Here is a 22,472-nt window from a genome sequence, read left to right on the forward strand (position 1 = left end):
CCCCAACTACTGCATTCAGGGTTGATCTTCTCATTGCCACTGCACTCGATTTAATTAATCCCGTGCATTTGAAAAACTGGTTTACTCACTGTTGCTACTGTGCCTCATAAAACTGCAATAGGCTGTAAGTTCAACCAAATGACTGATTAATAGCACAAAAAAATATATATAATCTTTAGATGGAAAAACTTTATACTTCAAACTTAAGAGGTTTTTATACCAATTTTAAAAGAGTATCGATGCCTAATTATTCTATTTTTGCTTTTTGGGCGAAGAAGCTCATTTCTACGTAGCAAACTGAAAGCAAAAGAGATTTATAAATAAGAGATATTTTTTTGATTTCTGAGTCGATTCATTAACTACGACACAAAAGGTAAAAAGTAATATATTGACTCGCGATTATATGCTGTTGTTCGTACACAGTAAGGTGGCGATCGCAAATACAAAAAGTTTAAATCTCGTTTGAGTCGGCACTGATATTCTGGAAAACCTCCCAAAGTGTAGTTATCTAAGTCACAATGAAGAGAACCTCTATTGAGGAATAGATATGTCAAAAGAGAAGAAAGGAAACAGAGAAGCCAAAAAGCCAAAAGCGAAATCTGATGGCACAAAGAAGCAAAAAAAAGATGCAAATAGACATGATGGGCTAGGAGGGAAATAAGTCTTAGTCCTTTCCGTTGTTCCTTAATGACCCAGATATGCCTCTGATCTAAAAAATCAGGGGCAAGTTTTAAATTCTTAACCTATTACTCTATCCCTTGTTGCAACTCTAGGGGACAATTTAATCTTTCAAAGACTTGCTGCCATTTTCTGCCATTGTTTAAGTGCTGTTCGCACCGGCTTAACAGCTGTTTGATTAACTTTGTCTGTAACACTCTGGAACATTAACAAGCGATGTTTATTGCATTCCATCTCTGCATTTGGGCTGATTGCTAAAAACAGGTGCATATCTTTTCCATCAAAATAATGACATTCATATTGCATACTTCTTTCTTGACTTTCAGCTTCCCAGTTGATGCAGTAACACGCTTTATCAATTTGCCCAACAGTCAGTCTAAATAACTTAGGAGTTACACTTGCAGCATATTGACTGTACTTAATTGCCTGTTTTTTAACACAACTCCACTCTATTTCTCCTAATGAAGCTTGTTCTTGCAGTAGTGCTAAGTAAGAACCTGAAGCTAGCATAAAAGCTCCAACACCTACAACATCTAAACTTTGTAGTTCTTGAATGATATAATTAAATTCGTCAAGCAGGTCATTGCTTTGTAGTGTATGGGTTTGAGGTTGCTTTAAATATTCACCCATCAACTTTTTAAATGAATCGAGTTTAGCTTCAATTTTTATCAGCAAATTTTCATCAGCTGGTTGTCTGACGAGACTACGTACATCCTCAACAGCATTACCAATAAGTTGCGTATAATCTAGTTGGATAAATAATAGCTCGAGAATTTCAGCAGTATTTCTAGCAACTAAAGCCTCACTAACTTTTGCTAAAGTCCATTGCCAAGTTATTGTTAACCCCTGTGGGTAGCTTTCATGTAGAGTCAAAGCTAATCGTGATTTAGGTGGCACTTGAATCAATTGTGGTGGTGGCATCTTCGCGACTTTTGCTTCAATTTCTTCTAACATGGTGATTCTTTTCTTTATTAGAGATTAATGAAGATTATTTGTGATGGACAGATATAGACAAACATAGCGGTCAGACTTCACTACTACTCGCGCAGGTAAAAAGTGCAAAACCAATAGTAGACGCGCTCATCTCGGTTATTAATATTTAGTTTTCAATATAAAACTTGTTTGTTTGGCACTCTAAAGCCAAAACCTATTTTAGCTACGTTATCTATCGTACCATCATTACTATATCACTCTGTGCTCTACTGTGTAAGCTAATTTGTCAGAGTATAATGAGGATATACCAACTAGCCTGCGAGCTTGTTCTTTAAATAATTCACCTTTTGACATCAAAGCTGGGTCTAATAACCTTTCCTCGTGCCGTCAGTTGTTTTTTTAAACAACTGGCTTAAGAAGGATTTTAATATCTGTGTATGACCCATCTAGAAATTAGCTATTGGCTGCTCTACCCCATGCAGCCTACCTAAACCTTTCTAACTTAGAGCGCGTTCCTTTACTATTTGAGCAGGGTTTCTATGAGCCTGGAGAACGGATGGAGTACGTCTACTTTCCCAATTGTAGATCGTCTCGGTTTAGAACAAGCTAGCTGTGAGTCTTATAAACTGATGAAATCAGAGTCAGACCGTTGGGGTTGAGAATTTGGTGAGACGCACTAAATGGTTGGTACTGGAGAAAGTTTTAGCCTACTAAATCAACTAAAGCGTCCCCTTGGAAACGGATGACACGTAAGACTGAACTGCGATAATGCTCGGACGTAAATACCGAGAGGGTGACGTTGCTTTGATTATCTAGAATACGTTTTACTGTGCAGATCTGCATCTTATTGTTGCAGTAGGCAATGATGCGATCGCCAACCTTGATGTTCAACGCTTTAATTTTCAAGTGATCCTCGACTTGAGACAAGGAAATAGCTGAGCTAAAAGAATATCTTGCTACGCTCTTTTACCCAGTAAATCTATATATTTATCTTATCACATAACCACAAGAAGTATTTCTTTATCAGATTTGGTATTTTTCTGTCAAGGTAATTTATACTTAAGTTAATAACAACAGGTCATTAAGATGAAAGCTTTATTAAAAAGCTCGATGCCATCCTCACTCCAGCTAATCATTGGGGGTGGCTTAAGGAACTCGACAACAATTGGAAAATCCATAGACAGCACGCATACTTGTCTTTGCTGTTCAGACACCTTACTGCGTCACCTATGTGCAGGAAAACTCTACTGGCGTTGTAGCCACTGTTATCAAGCAATGCCCATTTAAAAAACGATTGCAGGCGAGATTATGTGCTTCAACTAAGTTAACCTAACCTGTGCAACTACTCATGTCAAAATAGACCAAAGCTACGCAGAGGTCTTATGAAAGCTTTATTGCTTTACCCTCAGTTTCCCCAATCGTTTTGGTCTTACGATCGCTGCATGGAAATCGCAGGACTTAAAGCAGTCATTCCGCCACTAGGAATTATAACAGTTGCAGCACTCTTACCCGAAGATTGGGAAATTAGATTTTGCGATCGCAACGTCAACCTCGAAACAGCAGCCGACTGGGAATGGTGCGATCTAGTCATCATTTCTGCAATGTTAGTACAGAAACCGGATTTTCTTGTCCTCATTCAAAAAGCAGTACAGCTAGGGAAAAAAGTTGCCGTTGGTGGTCCCTATCCGACATCTGTTCCACAAGATGCGCTTGATGCTGGAGCACACTATCTCATTCTAGACGAAGGGGAAATGACAGTTCCCCAATTTCTTGAAGCATTGACTCAAGGTAAAACACAGGGAATTTTTCGCTCGATTGAAAAACCAGACGTCACCCTTAGCCCAATGCCCCGCTTTGATTTGCTACAGCGGGATGCCTACTTCATGATGGCGATTCAGTTTTCTCGCGGTTGTCCATTCAACTGTGAATTTTGCGATATTATCTCGCTATATGGTCGCAAACCACGCACCAAAGAACCAAATCAAACCATCGCAGAATTACAAGCACTTTATGATTTAGGCTGGCGAGGATCGCTCTTTATCGTTGACGATAACTTTATTGGCAATCAGCGTAATGTCAAACGCTTTTTACGCGAACTCATTCCTTGGGTAAAGCAGCACAACTACCCATTTACCTTTATGACCGAAGCGTCGGTGAATTTAGCAGAAGATGATGAATTATTGCATCTGATGAGTGAAGCAGGGTTCTATGCAGTGTTTCTAGGCATTGAAACTCCCGATCAAGACAGCCTACAAGTGACGCGAAAACTTCAAAATACTCGTAACCCACTAGTCGAAGCTTGTCGCAAAATTAATCAAGCAGGTATGCTGATCTATGCAGGGTTCATCCTTGGCTTTGATGGAGAACGTTCGGGTGCAGGTGAACGAATACAAGCCTTTGTTGAACAGACTGGTATTCCTCAACCTATGCTAGGTATTCTGCAAGCATTACCTAATACTGCTTTGTGGAACCGACTTCAGAAAGAGCAACGTTTAATTACAGACAACGGTATGACTCCTGTAGGAGATCAGAATAACCTGATGAATTTTGTCCCTACTCGCCCTATGGGTGAAATTGCTAAAGAGTATACCGAAGGCTTTTGGACATTGTATGACCCTGCCAATTATCTTAGACGCTGTTTGCAGCAATGTCTCAGTATTAGTTTAATCCCAGGACGAAAGCAGACAATGCAATTGCCTTCGGGTAAAGGACTGCGGCTTTTTGCCCAGTTAGTGTGGCATCAGGGCTTACGGCGTTCTGAAATTAGGAAGCAGTTTTGGCAGCAACTCTGGACAATCCTACGCACTAAGCCTCAAGTTCTCAATATGTATTTAGGTTTATGTGCCGCTGGAGAGCATTTTTGGGAGTATCGCGCTTTAGCAAGAGAACGAATTACTCAACAGTTGGGGTACGATCCATTGCAATCTGTGCTACCTGAGCAAGAATCAATGCTAGTAAATACTTAAGAATTATAGATACCTTACGACTCCCTTTGGGCTACTCAAACAAAATGTATTTTTATACACTCAGATGAGATTTTTCTAAGTAATTTTATTGGGGCAATGTTTATATAGCAAGCGAATTCATTCGCACTCACATTGATGCAGGAGGTTCATTCCTCTATTGAGAAATTTTATACAAGTGTGGGATAGCAAATACTAGACTCGCTATCCCACAAATTAATATTGCCTATTGCAGCATTTGCTTATGCAGGAAGTAACACTGTGTCAATGACGTGGATAACGCCGTTATCAGCAGCTACATCTGGTGTTGCAACTGTGGCATCATTTACCTTAACGCCATTGGAAGCATCAATTTTTACATCTGAGCCTTCAACTGTGGTAGCTGAGTTCAGCTTGACAACATCAGCAGCCATTACCTTGCCTGAAACGACATGATAAGTCAGAATCTTTTTGAGCTTTGGAATATCTTTAAGTAGTGCATCTACTGTACCTTCAGGAAGCTTAGCAAAAGCTTCATCTGTGGGTGCAAAGACAGTGAATGGACCCTTACCTTTTAAAGTATCGACTAAATTAGCAGCTTTGATTGCAGCAACTAGGGTATCAAACGAACCAGCCTTAACGGCAGTATCAACAATGTCAGCCAAGTATGTTACCTAGTTTTGTGTAATCTGTTAACAACTATAAACTACTTTCTCAGAAATTGCACTGATCTCAATGTTTTATAGTTATTCCTGCAATCTAGTTTTAGAAACAATTCGCGTTTTCTTGCGATCGCCTTGGGAGAGTTCTTCTCCTGCTTGTAGCTGAGTCGCAGAAGTTTGCAATACAGTTGCTGCGCCTTTGTCACCCATTTGCAGGGCAGTTTTTGCTGCGGTTTGCAGGAGTGTTGCCGCGCCTGCGCGATCGCCCTGTTGGAGTTTTGTCTCTGCAAGTTGCGTTTGGCGATATTTTGCTAATGCCAAGATATGAGTTTGGACTTGCGAATCAATCGCGGGTTGATAAGCGCGAGTGACGTTAGTCATGACAGGGATCGTTTCTGAGAGTAATCCTGTACGATTCATACCAGGATCGTCGTAGCGGACTTGCAATTGTGCGATCGCGCTTCTACCTTCTGGTAATTGTCCGATATACAAGTTTGCCAAAACAACACGCTGTACTTTCATCAAGTCTCCTAAACGAACTGCAAAGCGTCCATCAGCTTCTTGTTGAATCGGTAACTCAATCGTATCTGGTGCAACTTGGGCGATCGGTTTAAGTTCTGCAAGGCGCACCTTTGGCATCAGTGAAAATAGCAAATAAGCATTAGTGAGTCCTACCGTCGAGATGCGGTTAAATAAACGGCTAAACTCATCAACAGCTTGTTCGGGTTGCTCAATATAAGATAAAGTGCCACCACCCACATCTGCAATTTGCTCTAGAATATCTTGATTCCAGTGATCTCCAAAACCCAAAGCATTGAGTGTTAAATTGTAACTTGCCGCAAGTTCTGCAAATTTGAGACAGCGTTGATTGTCGCCATGTTCATTTTCACCATCAGTTAATAAAAACGCTTGAGAAATTGACTCTTTTTTGCCTTTAGCAAGTTCTTCAATTCCTAAGCGCATGCCATCATCAATCGCAGTTCCTCCTGCTGCTGAGAGGCGCTTGATTTGCCGTTTGATACTTTCAGGATCGTCAACAATTTGACTGGGAACCAGAACTTTGGCACGGTGATCGAAAACAACAACACTTAGGCGATCTACTCCAGGCGTGAGGCGATCGACAAGTTCATTCGCTGCTTGTTTTACGGTTTCGAGGGGATGTCCTTTCATCGAACCACTGCGATCGAGAATCAGACAGAGGTTTAGTGGTACGCTGCGATCGAATTCAAATTCAGTTTGCGTATCCGCAGTAATCGAAATCGCTAACTGACGTTGAGTGTTAGATTGAGTCGCATCTACGTTGGCATCATTCAGTGCAGGTTGGATAAAGACCTTCATAATCTTAAATTCCTAGCGAGGCGAGGAAAAATTGTTGATAACGAGTTTTTGTAAAAAGCGATCGCATAACAGTTATAACTAATACTCAGAATATCCTACGTCTGGGTCAGCAGGCTTAAGTATACTTGTATAGTGAGTAAACCGTACTCCTGCTTCGTTTTAGCACGCGTTAGGATGTACTAAAGATAAAAGCTATATTTTAGGCAATTCATTGTCTATGGAATCACCCATCAAGGCTGTTCAAGCGCCCTACTATGGCGATGACTTCTACCGTACACCGCCACCAGACTTACAATCCCTAATACTTAAGGAACGAATTGTTTACTTAGGGATGCCTTTAGTACCTGCGGTAACGGAACTACTCATTGCCGAATTACTATACTTACAGTCAGAAGATCCAGAAAAACCCATTCGAGTTTACATTAACTCAACAGGTACTTCGGGTTACAGTGGCGAACTTGTCGGTTTTGAAACCGAAGCTTTCGCAATTTATGACACGATGAAGTATATCAAGCCTCCTATTCACACAATCTGTATTGGGATGGCGATGGGAATGTCGGCAATGTTACTTAGTGCTGGCACAAAAGGCTGTCGTGCTAGCTTACCTCATGCGACGATTGTCTTGCATCAACCTAAAAGCTATGCTCAAGGTCAAGCTACTGATATTCAAATTCGCGCTAAAGAAGTGCTAGCAAATAAAGTTGCCATGCTTGATATTTTATCAAGTACCACTGGTCAACCCCGCGAAAAAATTGAAAAGGACATGGATCGGTTGTTCTACATATCTCCGCATGATGCTGTGGAGTATGGCTTAATTGATCGCGTGTTGACAAAAGAAGATCTCGCGAGTCCTCAACTACCAGCAGGAGTTTCGTAATTACTAGCTAGTAGCTAGTTTTGAATTTTGAGTCCTCAAAACTCTCTTAAACTCAAAACTCAAAACTCAAAACTCAAAACTCTCTACACTAAACTTGGAGTGTTACTATGCCAATTGGCGTTCCTCAAGTCCCCTATCGGATGCCAGGAGGGGCTTATACTCAGTGGATTAACATCTACACTCGTCTTTCTCTAGAACGCATTATTTTTCTAGGAAGAGATGTTGATGACGAAATCGCTAACCAAATCATTGCCATGATGTTGTATCTGGATTCCGAAGATCCAGGTAAGGATATTTACCTTTACATCAACTCGCCTGGTGGTATGGTAACATCGGGTATGGCAATCTACGACACCATGCAACACATCAAATCAGATGTGGTAACAATTTGTGTTGGTTTAGCAGCTTCGATGGGTTCTTTCTTGTTAGCAGCGGGAACCAAAGGGAAGAGACTTGCACTACCTCATTCGCGAATTATGATTCACCAACCTTCTGGTGGAACTCGTGGACAAGCAACTGACATTGAAATTGAAGCACGAGAAATTTTACGAATTCGTCACCAGTTGAACCAGATTTATGCTGATAATACTGGTCAACCAATCGAGAAAATAGAAAAAGACATGGATCGTGACTTTTTCATGTCGGCTGAAGAAGCAAAACAGTACGGTTTGATTGACCAAGTAATCGAAGAAAGACCGTAGAAGTTAGCCATTAGTTGATAGCTTATTGCTAATGGCTAATGGCTAATTATTGATAATGATGAGTATGATAGCTTATTATCAAGTATTAGGATTAACAGCGGAAGCAACGCTAGAGGAAATTAAAGCAGCTTACCGTAAGCTAGTGCAGCAGTATCACCCTGATATTAATCCTGGAGATCACCACGCTAGAGAGAAATTTATTGCGATTACAGAGGCTTATAGGAAATTACTTGATTCAGTACAATCAACACAAGCACCACAACAAGATAAAACTGAACCATCAGTAAAAAAGTCTCCCGCAACAAAGGTGACTCGCAAAAATACCTCACCTTACATACCACCGCTATCGGCATTTGAATTTCAAGTGAAGTGGAATTCTTACCGAGAATTGCAGAAGTTGTGGAAACATAAAAGATTTACGCAAGCGATCGCCTTGGCAGAAACACTCTTCCAAAAATTACCACAAGATCCTGAAGTTAAATCTTGGTTAGCAAGTAGCTACCAACGTTGGGGACGACAATTAATCGGCGATCGCCAACTTGAAACTGCCAGAATTTATCTGAAAAAAGCCTTAAAAACCGATCCGCATAATCGTTCATTATGGTCTGAAGTAGAACGAGATTTTCGCCGGATGGAAAGAATTTTTAGATAAATAGCCCTCAATAAAAATGAGGGATGCTGTATTATTCTATAGATTTGATGATTTGAACTATCTGCTGATACAAATCGATCTTTCCTTGCTGAACCAACAAGTCTTTAGCCTGGTTTTAATCACCCAAAGCATCCGCTTCACCTAATTGATGGCGTAATATACCTCGGCGATAGTAAGCTTCAGCATAGTTTGGATCAAGTTTCATGCCTCATTATATTCTGCGATCGCCTTTTGGTTATCTTGTAATTCTTGATCGACAAGCCCGCGATTATAATATGCGATCGCAGAATTGGGCGCAAGCTGAATTGCAGTATTGTAATTTGTCAGTGCTTCTGCAAAATCTCCAGCTTGATACCGCGCTACACCTTGATTATTATAAAAAACACTGTCAAGATTGTGACGCAGCACTTTATTCACGTCTTCAGTTTCACCAACTGCTAGCGAATCTTGACTCAAAGCAACATCATAATCTGTAAGTGCGCCTGGTGTTTGAGATTGACGATGCGCCACACCTCGGTTATTGTAAGCGACAGGTGAAGGCAGATTGGGGCGGATTGAAAATTCTGCTAAACCGATTGGCTTATTAGCCATGTCATCGCGGGCAACTCCGCGATTAGTGTAGAGTTTTACAAGCTGTGGATTGAGTTGCAAAGCTTGGTGATAATCTGCCGCTGCGCCTTCTACATCTCCCCCATCTTCACGCGCCATACCCCGCTTGTAGTAAGCTTCTGCATAATTAGGTTTCAAGCTAATAAAGTAATTATAATCTTCAATCGCACCTTGGTTATCTTTTAACTGAACGCGGGCATCAGCGCGTTTATAGTAAGCTTCAGCATGGAGAGGCGGCGATCGCAAGAATACGCTGTAATCAGCAACAGCTTCAGGATATTTTGCCAGTTCCAAGCGGACATTACCACGTTTATAATGTGCTGTAGCGTGTTTTGGATAAAAGCGCAGAAATTCATTGTCATCAGCTTCTGCCTCTTGATATTTGCTAGAAGCACTGTGTGCATCACCACGGGCGTAGTATGCTTCAATGAGGTCTGGATTGAGCATTAACGCTGTGCTATGGTCTTGAACGGCTCCTGAGTAATCAGTAAAATGGTAGCGTAAGTTACCGCGAGAATAATAGACTTGTGCATATCCAGGATTTAACCGTAAGGCTTCCTGATAGTCTTGTATAGCAAGTTGGTGTTTATTTAATTGTGCGTGAGCAACACCTCGATTAGCATAAGCTGTAGCGTAGTCGGGATTGCTATAATTAGGGTCAATGCGAATTGCTTGCGTATAATCAGCGATCGCTTGTGTATAGTGTTCAATCGCTTGCGCATAACTTTTTGTTTTCAGCTTCGTCGCCGCGATTTCAGAATGAATTTTAGCCCGATTCAGAAAAGCTTTAGCCGTGTAATTGTGACGAATAAACAAGTCTGGATTGAGACGTAGAACCTTTTCGTAATCTGCCAGTTGGCGTTGTTGATTACCTAAAACTGAGTAAGTTGTACCTCGGTTGTAATAAACTTCTGCATACTCTGAATTGAGACGCAATGCTTGATCGCAATCGGTTAATGCTTGCTGATAATTTTTTAATTGATATATCAACGGGCGGCGAGGAAACCTCGCCGACATTAGTTGATAGAACAGCGTACCGCGATAGTAATAAACTTGGTCATTATTAGGGTAATACTGCAGATACTTAGTGTAATCAGCGATCGCACCAGGTTTATCTCGTAGGCGATCGCGGACAATTGCGCGATGTTTGTAGGCATCAGCATAGTGAGGAGAAATCCGAATTGCGTCATTATAATCTACAAGTGCGGCTTTATACTCTCCCGATGTGTGATAAATACTGCCGCGATGGTAATAAGCTGTAGCGTGACGAGAATCGAGACGAATTGCTTGGCTATAATCGGCGATCGCTCCTTGTGCGTCTTTTTGCTGCCAGCGCACAAAACCTTGATTATAGTATGCCATAGTACACTGAGGATTCAAGCGAATTGCTTGAGTGTAATCTTCTAGCGCACCTTTTTTATTTCCCATAGCAAAGCGCAGTTCACCACGTCTTACCCAAGCTGGCGCATACTCTGAATTAAGTTTGATAAATTTATCAGTATTCTCTAAATCTAGATTCAGCGTTTTGCGATCGCTCTGAGTTGAAACACGACAGGACTAGTTTAATAGTCTATAGAAGTTATAGTCAGGTAATGCTGCAACAATGTGGGGTTGCCCTGTAATAATAGTTACAGTACTAATGAATAATAATGGTACTTGCCAGTAAGTTAGCATAGACTTGTTTGCGATTTCAGGGTTTATATTCTTATTCCCTAAAAGCCCACTATGGTGACATTTCTTGATCGTGCAACTGAGATAATTGGGTGAAAATAAAGGTAACTTAAGGGCTGTGAATAGTTGATGATCAACCCATTAACCATTAATTAGCAGAAAACGTGCGTTCAGTAAGATTGATATGACTAAATTGATTCAGGTGACAGTAAAGCTATTTGCCGCATACCAAGAAGCTTATGGAACCTCAGAGTTGATATTAGCATTTCCGCAAGGGACGTCAGTTGTTGAAGTACGCGATCGCCTCATTCAAGAACACCCAGAACTCAGCCAGTGGGCTAATGTCACTCGGTTTGGGATCAACCTTCAATTTGTCGAACCAGAAACTCCTCTAAATGATGGTGATGAGGTAGTGTTAATTCCGCCAGTCAGTGGAGGTTAATTCATCTAACCACCCAATACGTAGCAAAGCGGTAAAACTACTCTACTACGTTTAATTGGTGGCTTTGAAATTCCTAACAGTGGCAAAATCTGAATTAGCAATCAATATGTCAACCGCATAAGCGCCTATCGCCGCAATGTCCATACCGTATTTCAAGACTATGCGCTGTTTCCTCATTTATCAGTATTTGAAAATGTCCGCTTTTCCCTACAAGTCAAACGGTTAGCGCGTGACGAAATTCATACAAGAGTTACCGACGCCTTTAAGTTAGTTCAACTCTGAGAAATGCGCGTAGTACTCTGATATCAGTTTATGACCATCCTGTCAACCTCTATGTAGCAGAATTTATTGGTGGCGCTAACTTTTTAGAAGGAGTTCTCATACAAGTTAAGGGCAATCAAGGTCAAGTAAAAATAGACAATCAAGTTATTACAGGGACGTTAGCAACAGAAATATCACCCAATAGCGCAGTAAAAAAAGTCATTATCTCGGCTACGCGACAAGTTACCTTGTTGAGATGTCAAGTTTAGAATTTCACGCTTTAGAACCACGGTGACGGGGCGCAACTCCGTATCAAGAAGGCGATCGCGTTTTCCTGTCTTAGGAATGGCAAGAAGCCTCAATGTTTCCTAAAAGCAAAGTGATGTGATTACCCTTTCTTCATCGTGAAATAATCCTGAACCTCTCCGAGATCGTCAACAAAAGTGACATCAAGCCGTTTTTCCTGTACATCTAGCACCAAAGATCCAGGAATACTCAAAGATGTATGCATTGCGGGATGTGGTGAAACTTCATCAGCACGCGCTGAAGTTCCAGCAACTATATACACTGTACCAGTATGAGCTGCATCAGAAGGCTTTTGATATGCTCCTGAGTTGTCTTCTTGACCACTACCTCGATCCTGCATCATTTGCAAAGTAAAGGTGTCTGATGTGCCATAATGCCCATCAATTAAGTAGGAACGTTCGTAAGAGTGACTGTGACCAGATAAAACTAAATCTACACCTGCTGCTTCTAAAACTGGTAAGGCACGTTCGCGCATTTCAATCAATTCAATTTCTGTATCCGAATCGTGCGATCCTTTTGTGTATGGGGGATGATGCCAAAATGCGATTTGCCAATCTTTATCAGATTCCGCTGCATCTTCAGCAGCCCAAGTTAACATTGCACCTGTAGACGCGCGATCGCTACCGTAAGAATCGAGACAAATAAAGTGAATATTACCGTAGTCGAACGAATAATATGCTGCTGTTCCCGATGGGACACCGCCCGCCTCACCCTGGGTAGGAGGATTAAATAACTCGTAATACGGTCCAGTTTGCCACTCTGAACTGGCACTTCCAGCATCGTGGTTGCCAATCGCTGTCCAGAGTACGCTGTTACGTAAAATTTGCGGATACATCTCAAAAACCCCCTGCTGATACTCATCCCAAGTACCAGTGTCGTAAGCATTATCTCCTAACATCAGCCACAAATCAGTGTGGCGCGTGCCAGTAAACTTGAGGTATCCATCGCGTACCTGTGCAGCAATATCATTACCTCGTCCTGAATCACCGACAACCCAAATACGAGTTGGCTTTGGTTGTTTTGGTGCAGTGACAAAAAAATTATCTTCGCTGCTTTGAGTAACTTCTGCTGAAGTCGCGATCGCGTAGTAGTATTTTGTATCTGACTCAAGCTCTTGGAGTTTCACCGTATGGTCGCAGGTTATTGCTGTTTCTGTAGCCTTGAACAACAGTTTGTGTGGTTCAGTACCATACAAGACACTTCCTTGAGCTGGGATGTTTGTAGCCCAACGGATAATAATACTAGAATCTGTTCCCTGTTGTAGATAGGGACCTCGAATAATGGATGATTTAGGTGTTCGGTTTTCTATCTTAGCTGTTGCTTGAGTTAACGATGCGGTTTGTACCTCCAGCAAATCAAAACTTGAATCTTTACTCATTTGTGCCACTTCTGAAAATCATCACGCGCTTTTAGACTAAAACAGGTTTTAAGTATGAGTTTTTGGTGTCCAATGCGTGCAAAATCCTTTAGAGATTGCATCCCGTGTTTCAGGAACGAATAACACTCTTTGCTGCAAAGGACAAGTAACAGAGGCGCGATGTTGACAATTTGAACAATTCATGAACTTTTGTCGCTAAACTCCAACTCTATGTTTAACGCACTTATTCGTGATTTGAATGTTGGCGCGATCGCTTTTATTGTTTTTTTTTACAAGATCCTTACTTAATCAGTCTGTAGACTTTCAATTGCTGCCCATTCACTCGGTGAAAGTGGTTGTACTTCAAACTGCATATCAAAGCAACTTATAGCTGCCTTCATCAAAGCTTCAGCTACCATGACACGCAAGCATTCTCCTCGTGTTGCCATCGGTACAATTGGTTCTGCCTTAGTACCAAATACTTCAGTCAAAAGTTCTGTATCAGGTTCTAAGCGGATTGAACCGTGTTGTAAAACAGCCCCCTTATAGAAAAGCTGTGCGCTACCAATCAACTTCGTGCCATTGGCTAACACTAAATCCGCGCTAGTTGCTGTACTAAAACAGTTAGGATTGTGAACGTAGCCGCGTCCTGCAGTTCCATAGTGTAATTCTACGCCCAGCGATCGCCACCCTTGGATCAAAAAATCACAAATCTGCTGGTATACTTGGGCGCGATTGCCAGTTAAACCTGATGTAACTACCGTATAAGTAAGATCCCCTTGGTGTAACACTGCACGTCCTCCAGTAGGACGACGTACCAAATCAACAGGTTGACCTTGCCAAGTTAGATGTTGCCAAGCTTCTGGATATTTATGCTGATGATAGCCTAGGGAAATTGCTGCTGGCGACCACGTATAAAATCGCAGAGTAGACGGATGCAAACCAGAAGAATGTTGTTCGAGTAACCAACGGTCGATTGCCATTTGCACCCGCCCTGGTGCAGCGAAAAGCGGAATTAGCCGCCATTTTATTGAGGATTTAGGCAACAAGGTCAAATATTAAGCTGTACCAAATTCAGATTGTAAAGCTTCATCATTATCATCGGCGATTGTTGCGACTATGGTAATTAATCGCGAGATTTCGCCTGGAGAAACTCCTGCTAAGGTGCGCGAAGCCAAGACAACAATCTGCTCATCAAAAATACCGAAACAGGCTTCAAAAGTTCCTGACCAGTTCATTTCCATAAGTCTACGCATTAATTGTGCTTCATTTTTTACTGGCAGTTTTAGCACCGCAGACCAAACTGTTAAGGTATCTTCGTCACTTAACCCAGTAAGTTGCACAAATACTTCAACGCTACCGTATTTAAACTTCCATAAATGACCTTCCTGAGTTTGACTGACCATCGCGGTGTCATCTTCTTCTAGACTGGAGATGACTGTTTGAATCACTGCCACAGGGTCATCGCTGGTTGCTTCATCAAGCAACTCATCGATCATTTCATTAGTGGACAATTGGGTAGCAACTGTTTCCGGATCGGCTTGAAAGCTCGTCATAGAAATTTAGATTTGCACTATTAATGAAGTATCTCTAGACCCAATGTATCGTCTGAGGTGCGCTACTGGGTAAATAAGTCAATTATTTATTGTCAAAGAATGAAAGCGATCGCCTGCAAATACTCATCATTGCTTGCGATCGCCTATATCAATAAAAAGGGTTGAGCGGGCTAGTTCTTTAGTGAATTCTGGCCCCTTACCCCTCACTCCTCACCCCTCTTCAAGCTGGCTTATGGGCAACAAACACTTTACTCATGAAATGAGTTTGAGTCGTAACATTCTCAAAGCCCGCTTTTGTTAGACGCTCAACCAAGTCGTCGGTCATATAGTGTTTATAGAAAGGTTCGTGAAAAGTTTCGTGAAAGCTTTCCATCACAGGAACCATATCAGGCGAATCACTGACCTGTATCGAATCGCAGATGATAAATACACCTCCAGGCTGAGTCACGCGGAAGCATTGATCAATAACTTTTTGACGTACTGGGCCTGGTAGTTCGTGGAACAGAAACACGCAAGTTGTCGCATGAAAGTAATTATCTAAATAAGGTAATTCTTCCGCATTAGCTTGCAGCAACTGTGGCAATTCGCCAGGATTTTGCGATAGGAGTTGATTTGCCTTACGTAAGTAAGCTGGTGATAAGTCAGTTCCAAATAAAGATGCTTCAGGCAAAGCCGCACGAATCAATTTCAAGGTACGCCCCGTTCCACAAGCGACATCAAGAATGCGTACTTGGTGTGGTGGTACATTCACAACTTCTTGCAAACCCTGCTTGAGTGGCGCGAGAATCCGTCGTCGCATCGGATCGGCAGTACCACCAAATAGAATCTCTACCTGTAAGTCATATAGCTTGGCAGATGAATCGCTCAAATAGCCACCTGTTTGGTGATGGAAGTTACGGATATAGTAGTTGGGATAACCTTCTACATTGATATCAGGCGAAAAATCTTGATACTGCTTTTGTTTTGCCCGTTCCCAAATTTGGGGTAAATCAAGCCAAACAGCTGGGTAGTAAAGGAAAAACTCATCCCAAGGGTTATCAAATAGTAAGCTTTTAGGATAGATACCTGCTTCAGCATCTTGCCAATCAGTTTCAAGTAACTGATTTAATCTTTGTTGAATTTTCAATAAAACATCAGGAGAGATCGGTCTAGCCTGGCTTTCGGTTGGAGAAACCATGTTCATCAACCGAGTGCTTAATATTTTGTGCGCTAAACCAAAGTAGTTTTTGCCCTGCTGAAAAGTCTGATAAGTCAGCTTGGTTAAAGTATCAGGCATGAGAGTGGCGTAAATTATCTTAACGATAGCGATCTACTGTAAATAATTGTAACGAATTTACTCATCGTCTCATATCCCTTTAGATATGTATCGCCATAACTTAGAGATATCTTTTCTCGCCCAATCTCAAAACCTGACGACTTCATGAGCAATAAAAAAGCCACCTGCATGAGGTGGCAAAATGTTATTTCAGCAACAGAGATTACACATCATAGTAGAGGGCAAACTCGTAGGGGTGAGGACGCAGCCGCATCGGGTTGATTTCTTTATCAATCTTGTAGGTAATCCAGTTGTTGATAAAGTCTTCTGTAAAGACTCCAGTAGCCGTGAGGAAGCTGTGATCGTCTTCGAGTGCTTGTAAAGCCTCAAGCAAAGAACCTGGTGTTGAGGGGACTTTTGCCAACTCTTCAGGGCTAAGTTCGTAGATATCTACATCTAAAGGATCGCCAGGATCAATTTCGTTCTTGATACCGTCAATACCCGCGCATAACATCGCCGCAAACGCAAGATAGGGGTTTGCGGTAGGATCAGGACAACGGAACTCTAAACGCTTTGCCTTGGGGCTAGAAGCAATGGGAATTCGTACCGAAGCTGAACGGTTCCCTTGGGAGTATGCCAAGTTTACAGGTGCTTCAAAACCAGGAACTAAACGCTTATAAGAATTTGTGCTGGGATTGGTAAAGGCTAACAACGCGGGAGCGTGTTTTAGGATACCACCGATGTAGTGCAGTGCCATCTGGCTTAAACCGGCATAGCGATCGCCTGCAAATAAGGGTTGACCTTCTTTCCAAATTGATTGGTGAGTGTGCATCCCTGAACCGTTATCGTTAAAGATTGGCTTGGGCATGAAGGTGACGGTCTTACCGTATTTCTTCGCAACGTTTTTGATGACATATTTGTAAACCATCAAATCGTCAGCAGCTTTGATTAGCGGTGCAAACTTCATCCCTAACTCGCACTGACCGCCGGTAGCAACTTCGTGGTGATGTTTTTCAATCACGACACCGCATTTTGCCATTGTCAGCAGCATTTCACTGCGCATATCTTGCAACGAGTCGGTGGGTGACACGGGGAAGTAACCTTCTTTGTAGCGAGGTTTATAACCTAAGTTACCGCCTGCTTCTTCTCGTCCCGAATTCCAACGACCCTCGGCGGAATCTACGTAGTAGTAGCTCTTGTTTTCAGTTTGGTCAAAGCGGACATCATCGAAAATAAAGAATTCTGCTTCTGGACCAAAAAATGCTGTATCGCCAAGATTTGCCGCTTGAAGAAAATCTAATGCTTTTTGGGCGATCGCGCGCGGACAGCGATCGTAAAGTTCTCCGGTACGCGGCTCTAAAATTGTACAAATCAATGACAGTGTTTTGTCTGCCATAAAGGGGTCAATCCAGGCAGTATTAGGATCTGGTCGCATTGCCATGTCTGATTCATGAATTGACTTCCAGCCACGAATACTGGAGCCATCAAACGCTACCCCTTCAGTAAAGCTTTCTTCTTCGATCAGCGATTGATGCACCGTGAGATGTTGCCAAGTACCTAAGGGATCGACAAATTTTAAATCGATCAGTTCAATGTTTTCGTCTTGAATCATCTTCAAGACATCTTGCGGGGTTTTTTCAGACATGGTAACTCCTTAACTTTTTTATCCTGCTGCCGCTATTAGGTTCAGACTAAAACTGTGCCACTTTTGGATCATCCTAAGGATAGAGTAAGGGCAGTTTTGTAGTTTATTATACAAAAATTCGTTTTTACTGATTCTATTAGGATTCTTTGCGAAAGATTGTGAGATTGACTCCCTTTGCTTAACAATACGGCTTGTGAAGTTGAAAATCACCAACTAAGACAATCAAAAGATGCAGCATAAAATAACATCATTTATAAAATCTCAGATTTACAATCTCAAATCGGTAGTCAAATTGGCATAGAATCCATAAGTAGCGAGTAAATTGCCTGAGCGCTATTTCTATACTTTAGGCACCATAGTCATAAATACTAGGTACAAAAAATCAACTCAAGAATATCAAACCACAAATAGGAATTCGGAGATCAATTTCATGCGGGACGCGGTAACAACTTTAATTGGAACTTATGATGTAGCAGGTCGGTACTTTGACCGAGATGCAATAGAACGGCTAAAATCCTATTTTGAAACAGGTACAGCACGAGTCCAAGCCGCAGCAGCAATTAATGGCAATGCAGCTGCAATCGTCAAACGTTCTGGTTCTCAGTTGTTTGACGAACTACCAGAACTGATTCGCCCTGGGGGTAATGCTTATACAACACGGCGATATGCCGCTTGCTTGCGCGATATGGACTATTACCTACGCTATGCTACCTATGCATTAGTTGCAGGCAGTATGGATGTTCTAGATGAAAGAGTGTTGCAAGGTTTGCGAGAAACTTACAATTCGTTAGGAGTACCAATTGGTCCAACGATTCAAGGTATTCAAATCATGAAGAATATTGTTAAAGAGCAAGTCGCAGCCTCAGGAGTTAGTGACACAAATTTTGTGGATGAGCCTTTTGACTATATGACGGGCGAGTTGGGCGAACAAGATATTTAAAGCAGGGGTCAGGAATGTAGAGATCTTGACGTAAGTGGTTTTAAACCCCTCCTAAATACAAATTGAGCGATCGCGGCTTGAGTGCATCAAGTTAAAATGCGATCGCTTTTGCATATACCAATCTCAGAATCTTTAGTCACTATCAATCATCATCTTTCACTCTGCTCTGCTGATTTACAGTGTCGCAACTTTAAACCAAAACAGTATTAATACCCGCTTGGCAACTCCTTGACAAAAGTTCTATCATGATGAACTTAAACCAATGTCAGTTTGACACAGAAGAACTTAGCGGTTCTCAGCCGCAGCTATACAGATAAAACCTATAAAAGCGACTAGCGCTCTTGGATTGGCAATTAGCTAAACGCTAATGGCTTTAATTTAACTATGACTTTAGTCGCCAAGCTTCTTGATTTAAAACACTATCTTCATAACTATGCCAAACAAAAAGCACGTTTCTCGGCATATTGTGCTCACATCACATCCCAGTAATTTTGGACCTAAACCGATTCCAATTTCTTGGGGAAGCGCAGATCCCACTAATCGCGGTCCAATTATCGCGACATTGACAAATCCAGCATATCGCAACGTTATTGGTACTCATTCAGGTAGTTATGCAGTGTACCGTGCTTTGGCAGTTGCTAGAGGAGTCCTGCAATCTGACTATCGTGCAGATCTGACAAACACATCTCCTGTAGAGCAAATTGGACCGCACCCGAGTTGGGCAGATCCAGAAAAAATTGTCTCACTCGATCCGTTTGGAGCAATGGTAGGAGAAGTATTTACGTCCTACTACGAGCAAGGTTATGATATCCGACCAACGATCGCAATCACCAAAGCTCATATTAATATGCCGGAGTTACAAGACGCAGTAACAGCCGGACGATTGCGCATTGATGGTGAAATTCTTAAACTACGTGGCGATCTAGTTGTCACAAAAGCTGCGATTGATCCTGTGTGGTATTTACCAGGAATTGCCAAACGCTTTGGCATAACTGAAGCCGATTTACGTCGTGCCTTATTTGAGCAAACTGGTGGTATGTTCCCAGAGTTAGTCACGCGGTCTGATTTAGAAGTATTTTTACCACCTATTGGCGGTATTACCGTATACATTGTGGGGGATGTGGCAGCGATCGCAGATCCCAATAAACCTCTAGCTGTGAGAGTTCATGATGAGTGTAACGGTTCTGATGTTTTTGGTTCTGATATTTGTACGTGTCGTCCCTATTTAGTTCATGGTATCGAAGTGTGCGTGCAAACTGCCCAAGAGGGAGGTGCTGGTGTTATCATCTATTGCCGCAAAGAAGGACGCGCTTTAGGAGAAGTGACAAAGTTTTTAGTTTATAACGCTCGTAAACGTCAATCAGGAGGCGATCGCGCTGATGCTTATTTTGCACGTACTGAATGCGTTGCTGGCGTACAAGATATGCGCTTTCAAGAATTGATGCCTGATGTTCTGCACTGGTTAGGGATTACGCGCATTGATCGCATGGTATCAATGAGTAATTTGAAATACGATGCAGTTACCCAGTCTGGAATTGAAATCGTTGAGCGCGTCCCGATTCCAGAGGAGTTGATTCCTCAAGATGCACGGGTAGAAATTGAAGCGAAAAAAGCAGCGGGATACTATACCGACAAAGAAGTCGCCGATACAACAACTTTAGCTGAAATTAAAGGGCGGGGATTAGATTAATCTTGCGATCCTAGTAGGAGTGGAAGATGCAGGGGGAGAAGGAACAACAGGAAATTGCGTATTTACGTTCAGCTAAAGCAATTCGCGATCGCTGTGGCATTTTATTTGATTTAGGGTGTGAGGATCGTCTAGAGCATTTTCGTTGCGATTTGACACAGCTAGAACGAGTGGCAGATTATGTTATTCAGGTGATTCGTGAAGACTATCCAGATTTACAAATTCCCTTTCATAGCCGCTGGCGTCATTTTCAGGTTGGAACTTGTTTAGCACAACTCGATCGACAATTATCAAAATTAACACCCCTAGCCAAAGCCCAGGCAAAATTTGATTTAGTTGTTGTCAGTGTCTTACTTGATGCTGGCGCAGGAGCAGTTTGGCAGTATCATGAACCTGAGACTGATTTCGCGTTCAGCCGCTCAGAAGGACTAGCTGTCGCCAGTCTTCAAATGTTTTGTCAAGGGATTTTTTCAAGTCATACTGACAAGTTACAAGCAAATGCGTTGGGCTTGCAAAAACTGACAGAAAACGCTCTTGCTGATGGTTTTCAGATCAGCGATCAAAATCCCTTAGTAGGTTTACCTGGTAGATTGCAATTGTTGCGTCGATTAGGACAAACAATAGTCGATTGTCCGCAACTATTTGGCAATGACAACCCTCGTCCTGGAGGATTAGTCAACTACTTGTTAGCAAAAGCAACTAATGGGGAACTAGCGGCTGAGACAGTTTTTAGCACAGTGTTAGAAGGATTAGGCGATATTTGGACAGGTATACAAATTGCTGGCATAAATCTCGGTGATGTCTGGCTTCACTCAGCGATCGCTAATACTCAGAATTTGAGTTCAGGATTAGTACCGTTTCACAAACTTTCGCAGTGGCTAACTTATTCGTTACTAGAACCCTTGCAAGAACTAGGCTTAGAAATTACTGGACTAGATGCTTTAACTGGATTGCCAGAGTACCGCAATGGTGGTTTATGTCTCGATCTCGGACTGTTGCAGCCTAAACATTCAGACGTATTACAACACCGACATTCAGTAGATTCAGAAATCATTGTTGAGTGGCGAGCTTTAACGGTGATTTCATTGGATTATATTGCTGATACCATCCGTTCAAAGTTGAGGATGAATGCTGAGGAATTACCGCTGGTTAAAGTCCTCCAAGGTGGAACGTGGAGTGCAGGACGTAAAATTGCTGCACACTTAAGAAGCAATGGTACTCCGCCGATTCAAATTGACAGCGATGGCACTGTATTTTAGGGGCTGGCAATTGACAATTAGACAGATAATCCCATTTATTCAAAACCTAATATGAGCGCCTTATGCAAGCTGAAGTAACTGTCATTAGTCATCCCTTAATTCAACACAAGCTAACGCTAATGCGTAAAGCAGAAACGAGTACAGCCAAATTTCGCACCCTCTTAAAAGAAATTAGCTTGTTGTTAGCTTATGAAGTGACACGAGACTTACCACTCAAAACTGAAACGATTAAAACACCTTTAGCGACAATGGAAGCACCAGTACTCGCACCAGATAAAAAGCTGGTCATTGTCTCAATTTTAAGAGCGGGGCAGGGAATTTTAGATGGAATGTTAGAGTTAATGCCTTCAGCTAGAGTAGGACATATTGGTTTGTACCGCGACCCCAAAACACTGATCGCAGTTGAATACTATTTCAAAGTACCCCACGATGTCGATAAGCGCGATATGTTAGTTGTCGATCCAATGCTGGCAACAGGACACTCTGCTGCTGCTGCAGTGACGCGCTTGAAGTCAACGAATCCTGCTTCTTTGAAGTTTGTTTGCTTGCTTGCTGCACCCGAAGGAATTGAGTATCTTCACGAACAACACCCTGATGTCCCAATATATACGGCTGCGATTGACGAAAAATTAGATGATCGTGGATATATTGTGCCAGGATTAGGTGATGCAGGCGATCGCCTGTTTGGTACCCACTGAGTC

Annotated in this window: 19 protein-coding genes; 9 read left to right on the forward strand and 10 right to left on the reverse strand. The window is 42.1% G+C overall.

The features are described 5' to 3' along the window. Positions 1 to 789 precede the first annotated feature (789 nt). Both IQ230_RS19855 and IQ230_RS19860 read right to left on the reverse strand, forming a co-directional pair. Entirely contained in the window at positions 790 to 1,632 is an 843-nt protein-coding gene (locus tag IQ230_RS19855; RefSeq protein WP_193933987.1) for a hypothetical protein, read from the reverse strand. Positions 1,633 to 2,313: 681 nt separating this feature from the next. Further along, a complete protein-coding gene (locus tag IQ230_RS19860; RefSeq protein WP_228055170.1) occupies positions 2,314 to 2,538 on the reverse strand; it encodes a hypothetical protein in 225 nt (74 codons plus the stop codon). A gap of 455 nt (positions 2,539 to 2,993) precedes the next feature. Here IQ230_RS19860 and IQ230_RS19865 point away from each other — a divergent pair, with 455 nt between their 5' ends. Beyond that, a complete protein-coding gene (locus tag IQ230_RS19865; protein ID WP_193933988.1) occupies positions 2,994 to 4,577 on the forward strand; it encodes a B12-binding domain-containing radical SAM protein in 1,584 nt (527 codons plus the stop codon). Positions 4,578 to 4,816: 239 nt separating this feature from the next. On the opposite strand, the gene IQ230_RS19870 is transcribed toward IQ230_RS19865, so the two are convergent. Both IQ230_RS19870 and IQ230_RS19875 read right to left on the reverse strand, forming a co-directional pair. Further along, positions 4,817 to 5,218 carry a fasciclin domain-containing protein gene (locus IQ230_RS19870; RefSeq protein WP_193933989.1) on the reverse strand — a complete coding sequence of 134 codons (402 nt, stop codon included), beginning with the start codon at positions 5,216 to 5,218 and terminating at the stop codon, positions 4,817 to 4,819. A gap of 81 nt (positions 5,219 to 5,299) precedes the next feature. Further along, positions 5,300 to 6,553 (reverse strand): vWA domain-containing protein, encoded by a 1,254-nt coding sequence (locus tag IQ230_RS19875; RefSeq protein ID WP_193933990.1) that lies wholly within the window; start codon positions 6,551 to 6,553, stop codon positions 5,300 to 5,302. A gap of 217 nt (positions 6,554 to 6,770) precedes the next feature. Here IQ230_RS19875 and IQ230_RS19880 point away from each other — a divergent pair, with 217 nt between their 5' ends. From IQ230_RS19880 to IQ230_RS19890, 3 genes are all read left to right on the forward strand, one after another. Further along, the gene (locus IQ230_RS19880; protein WP_193933991.1) at positions 6,771 to 7,430 is read left to right on the forward strand and encodes an ATP-dependent Clp protease proteolytic subunit; all 660 of its coding nucleotides are present in this window, start codon (positions 6,771 to 6,773) and stop codon (positions 7,428 to 7,430) included. A 107-nt stretch (positions 7,431 to 7,537) separates the two neighbouring features. After that, positions 7,538 to 8,131, forward strand: coding sequence for an ATP-dependent Clp protease proteolytic subunit (locus IQ230_RS19885; protein ID WP_099699949.1), 594 nt, complete (start codon positions 7,538 to 7,540; stop codon positions 8,129 to 8,131). A gap of 64 nt (positions 8,132 to 8,195) precedes the next feature. After that, positions 8,196 to 8,783, forward strand: coding sequence for a J domain-containing protein (locus tag IQ230_RS19890; protein ID WP_193933992.1), 588 nt, complete (start codon positions 8,196 to 8,198; stop codon positions 8,781 to 8,783). A 201-nt stretch (positions 8,784 to 8,984) separates the two neighbouring features. On the opposite strand, the gene IQ230_RS19895 is transcribed toward IQ230_RS19890, so the two are convergent. Continuing rightward, positions 8,985 to 10,913, reverse strand: a complete 1,929-nt coding sequence (locus IQ230_RS19895; RefSeq protein ID WP_228055172.1) for a tetratricopeptide repeat protein — start codon at positions 10,911 to 10,913, stop codon at positions 8,985 to 8,987. Positions 10,914 to 11,247: 334 nt separating this feature from the next. Between IQ230_RS19895 and IQ230_RS19905 the strand changes: the two genes are divergently transcribed. Continuing rightward, complete coding sequence (locus tag IQ230_RS19905; protein ID WP_099699945.1) at positions 11,248 to 11,505, forward strand: MoaD/ThiS family protein; 258 nt, start codon at positions 11,248 to 11,250, stop codon at positions 11,503 to 11,505. Positions 11,506 to 12,154: 649 nt separating this feature from the next. On the opposite strand, the gene IQ230_RS19910 is transcribed toward IQ230_RS19905, so the two are convergent. The 5 genes from IQ230_RS19910 to glnA form a co-directional block, all read right to left on the reverse strand. Next, a complete protein-coding gene (locus IQ230_RS19910; RefSeq protein ID WP_193933994.1) occupies positions 12,155 to 13,450 on the reverse strand; it encodes a purple acid phosphatase family protein in 1,296 nt (431 codons plus the stop codon). Between the two features lie 284 nt (positions 13,451 to 13,734). Continuing rightward, positions 13,735 to 14,412, reverse strand: coding sequence for a lipoate--protein ligase family protein (locus IQ230_RS19915; protein ID WP_193933995.1), 678 nt, complete (start codon positions 14,410 to 14,412; stop codon positions 13,735 to 13,737). A 75-nt stretch (positions 14,413 to 14,487) separates the two neighbouring features. Further along, the gene (locus tag IQ230_RS19920; protein ID WP_193933996.1) at positions 14,488 to 14,985 is read right to left on the reverse strand and encodes a YbjN domain-containing protein; all 498 of its coding nucleotides are present in this window, start codon (positions 14,983 to 14,985) and stop codon (positions 14,488 to 14,490) included. Positions 14,986 to 15,205: 220 nt separating this feature from the next. Next, positions 15,206 to 16,261, reverse strand: coding sequence for a class I SAM-dependent methyltransferase (locus IQ230_RS19925; RefSeq protein WP_193933997.1), 1,056 nt, complete (start codon positions 16,259 to 16,261; stop codon positions 15,206 to 15,208). A 202-nt stretch (positions 16,262 to 16,463) separates the two neighbouring features. Continuing rightward, positions 16,464 to 17,885 (reverse strand): type I glutamate--ammonia ligase, encoded by a 1,422-nt coding sequence (gene glnA, locus IQ230_RS19930; RefSeq protein ID WP_193933998.1) that lies wholly within the window; start codon positions 17,883 to 17,885, stop codon positions 16,464 to 16,466. A 430-nt stretch (positions 17,886 to 18,315) separates the two neighbouring features. On the opposite strand from glnA, the gene apcB reads away from it, so the two are divergent. The 4 genes from apcB (at position 18,316) to upp (ending at position 22,469) form a co-directional block, all read left to right on the forward strand. Then, complete coding sequence (gene apcB / locus IQ230_RS19935) at positions 18,316 to 18,825, forward strand: allophycocyanin subunit beta (protein ID WP_193933999.1); 510 nt, start codon at positions 18,316 to 18,318, stop codon at positions 18,823 to 18,825. Positions 18,826 to 19,258: 433 nt separating this feature from the next. Beyond that, positions 19,259 to 20,515, forward strand: a complete 1,257-nt coding sequence (locus IQ230_RS19940) for a GTP cyclohydrolase II (RefSeq protein ID WP_193934000.1) — start codon at positions 19,259 to 19,261, stop codon at positions 20,513 to 20,515. 26 nt (positions 20,516 to 20,541) lie between these two features. Continuing rightward, positions 20,542 to 21,771, forward strand: a complete 1,230-nt coding sequence (locus tag IQ230_RS19945; RefSeq protein WP_193934001.1) for a URC4/urg3 family protein — start codon at positions 20,542 to 20,544, stop codon at positions 21,769 to 21,771. 62 nt (positions 21,772 to 21,833) lie between these two features. Beyond that, complete coding sequence (upp, locus tag IQ230_RS19950) at positions 21,834 to 22,469, forward strand: uracil phosphoribosyltransferase (protein WP_193934002.1); 636 nt, start codon at positions 21,834 to 21,836, stop codon at positions 22,467 to 22,469. Positions 22,470 to 22,472: the final 3 nt, after the last annotated feature.

It is taken from the genome of Gloeocapsopsis crepidinum LEGE 06123, from assembly GCF_015207655.1.
GTDB classification, from domain to species: Bacteria; Cyanobacteriota; Cyanobacteriia; order Cyanobacteriales; family Chroococcidiopsidaceae; genus Gloeocapsopsis; species Gloeocapsopsis crepidinum.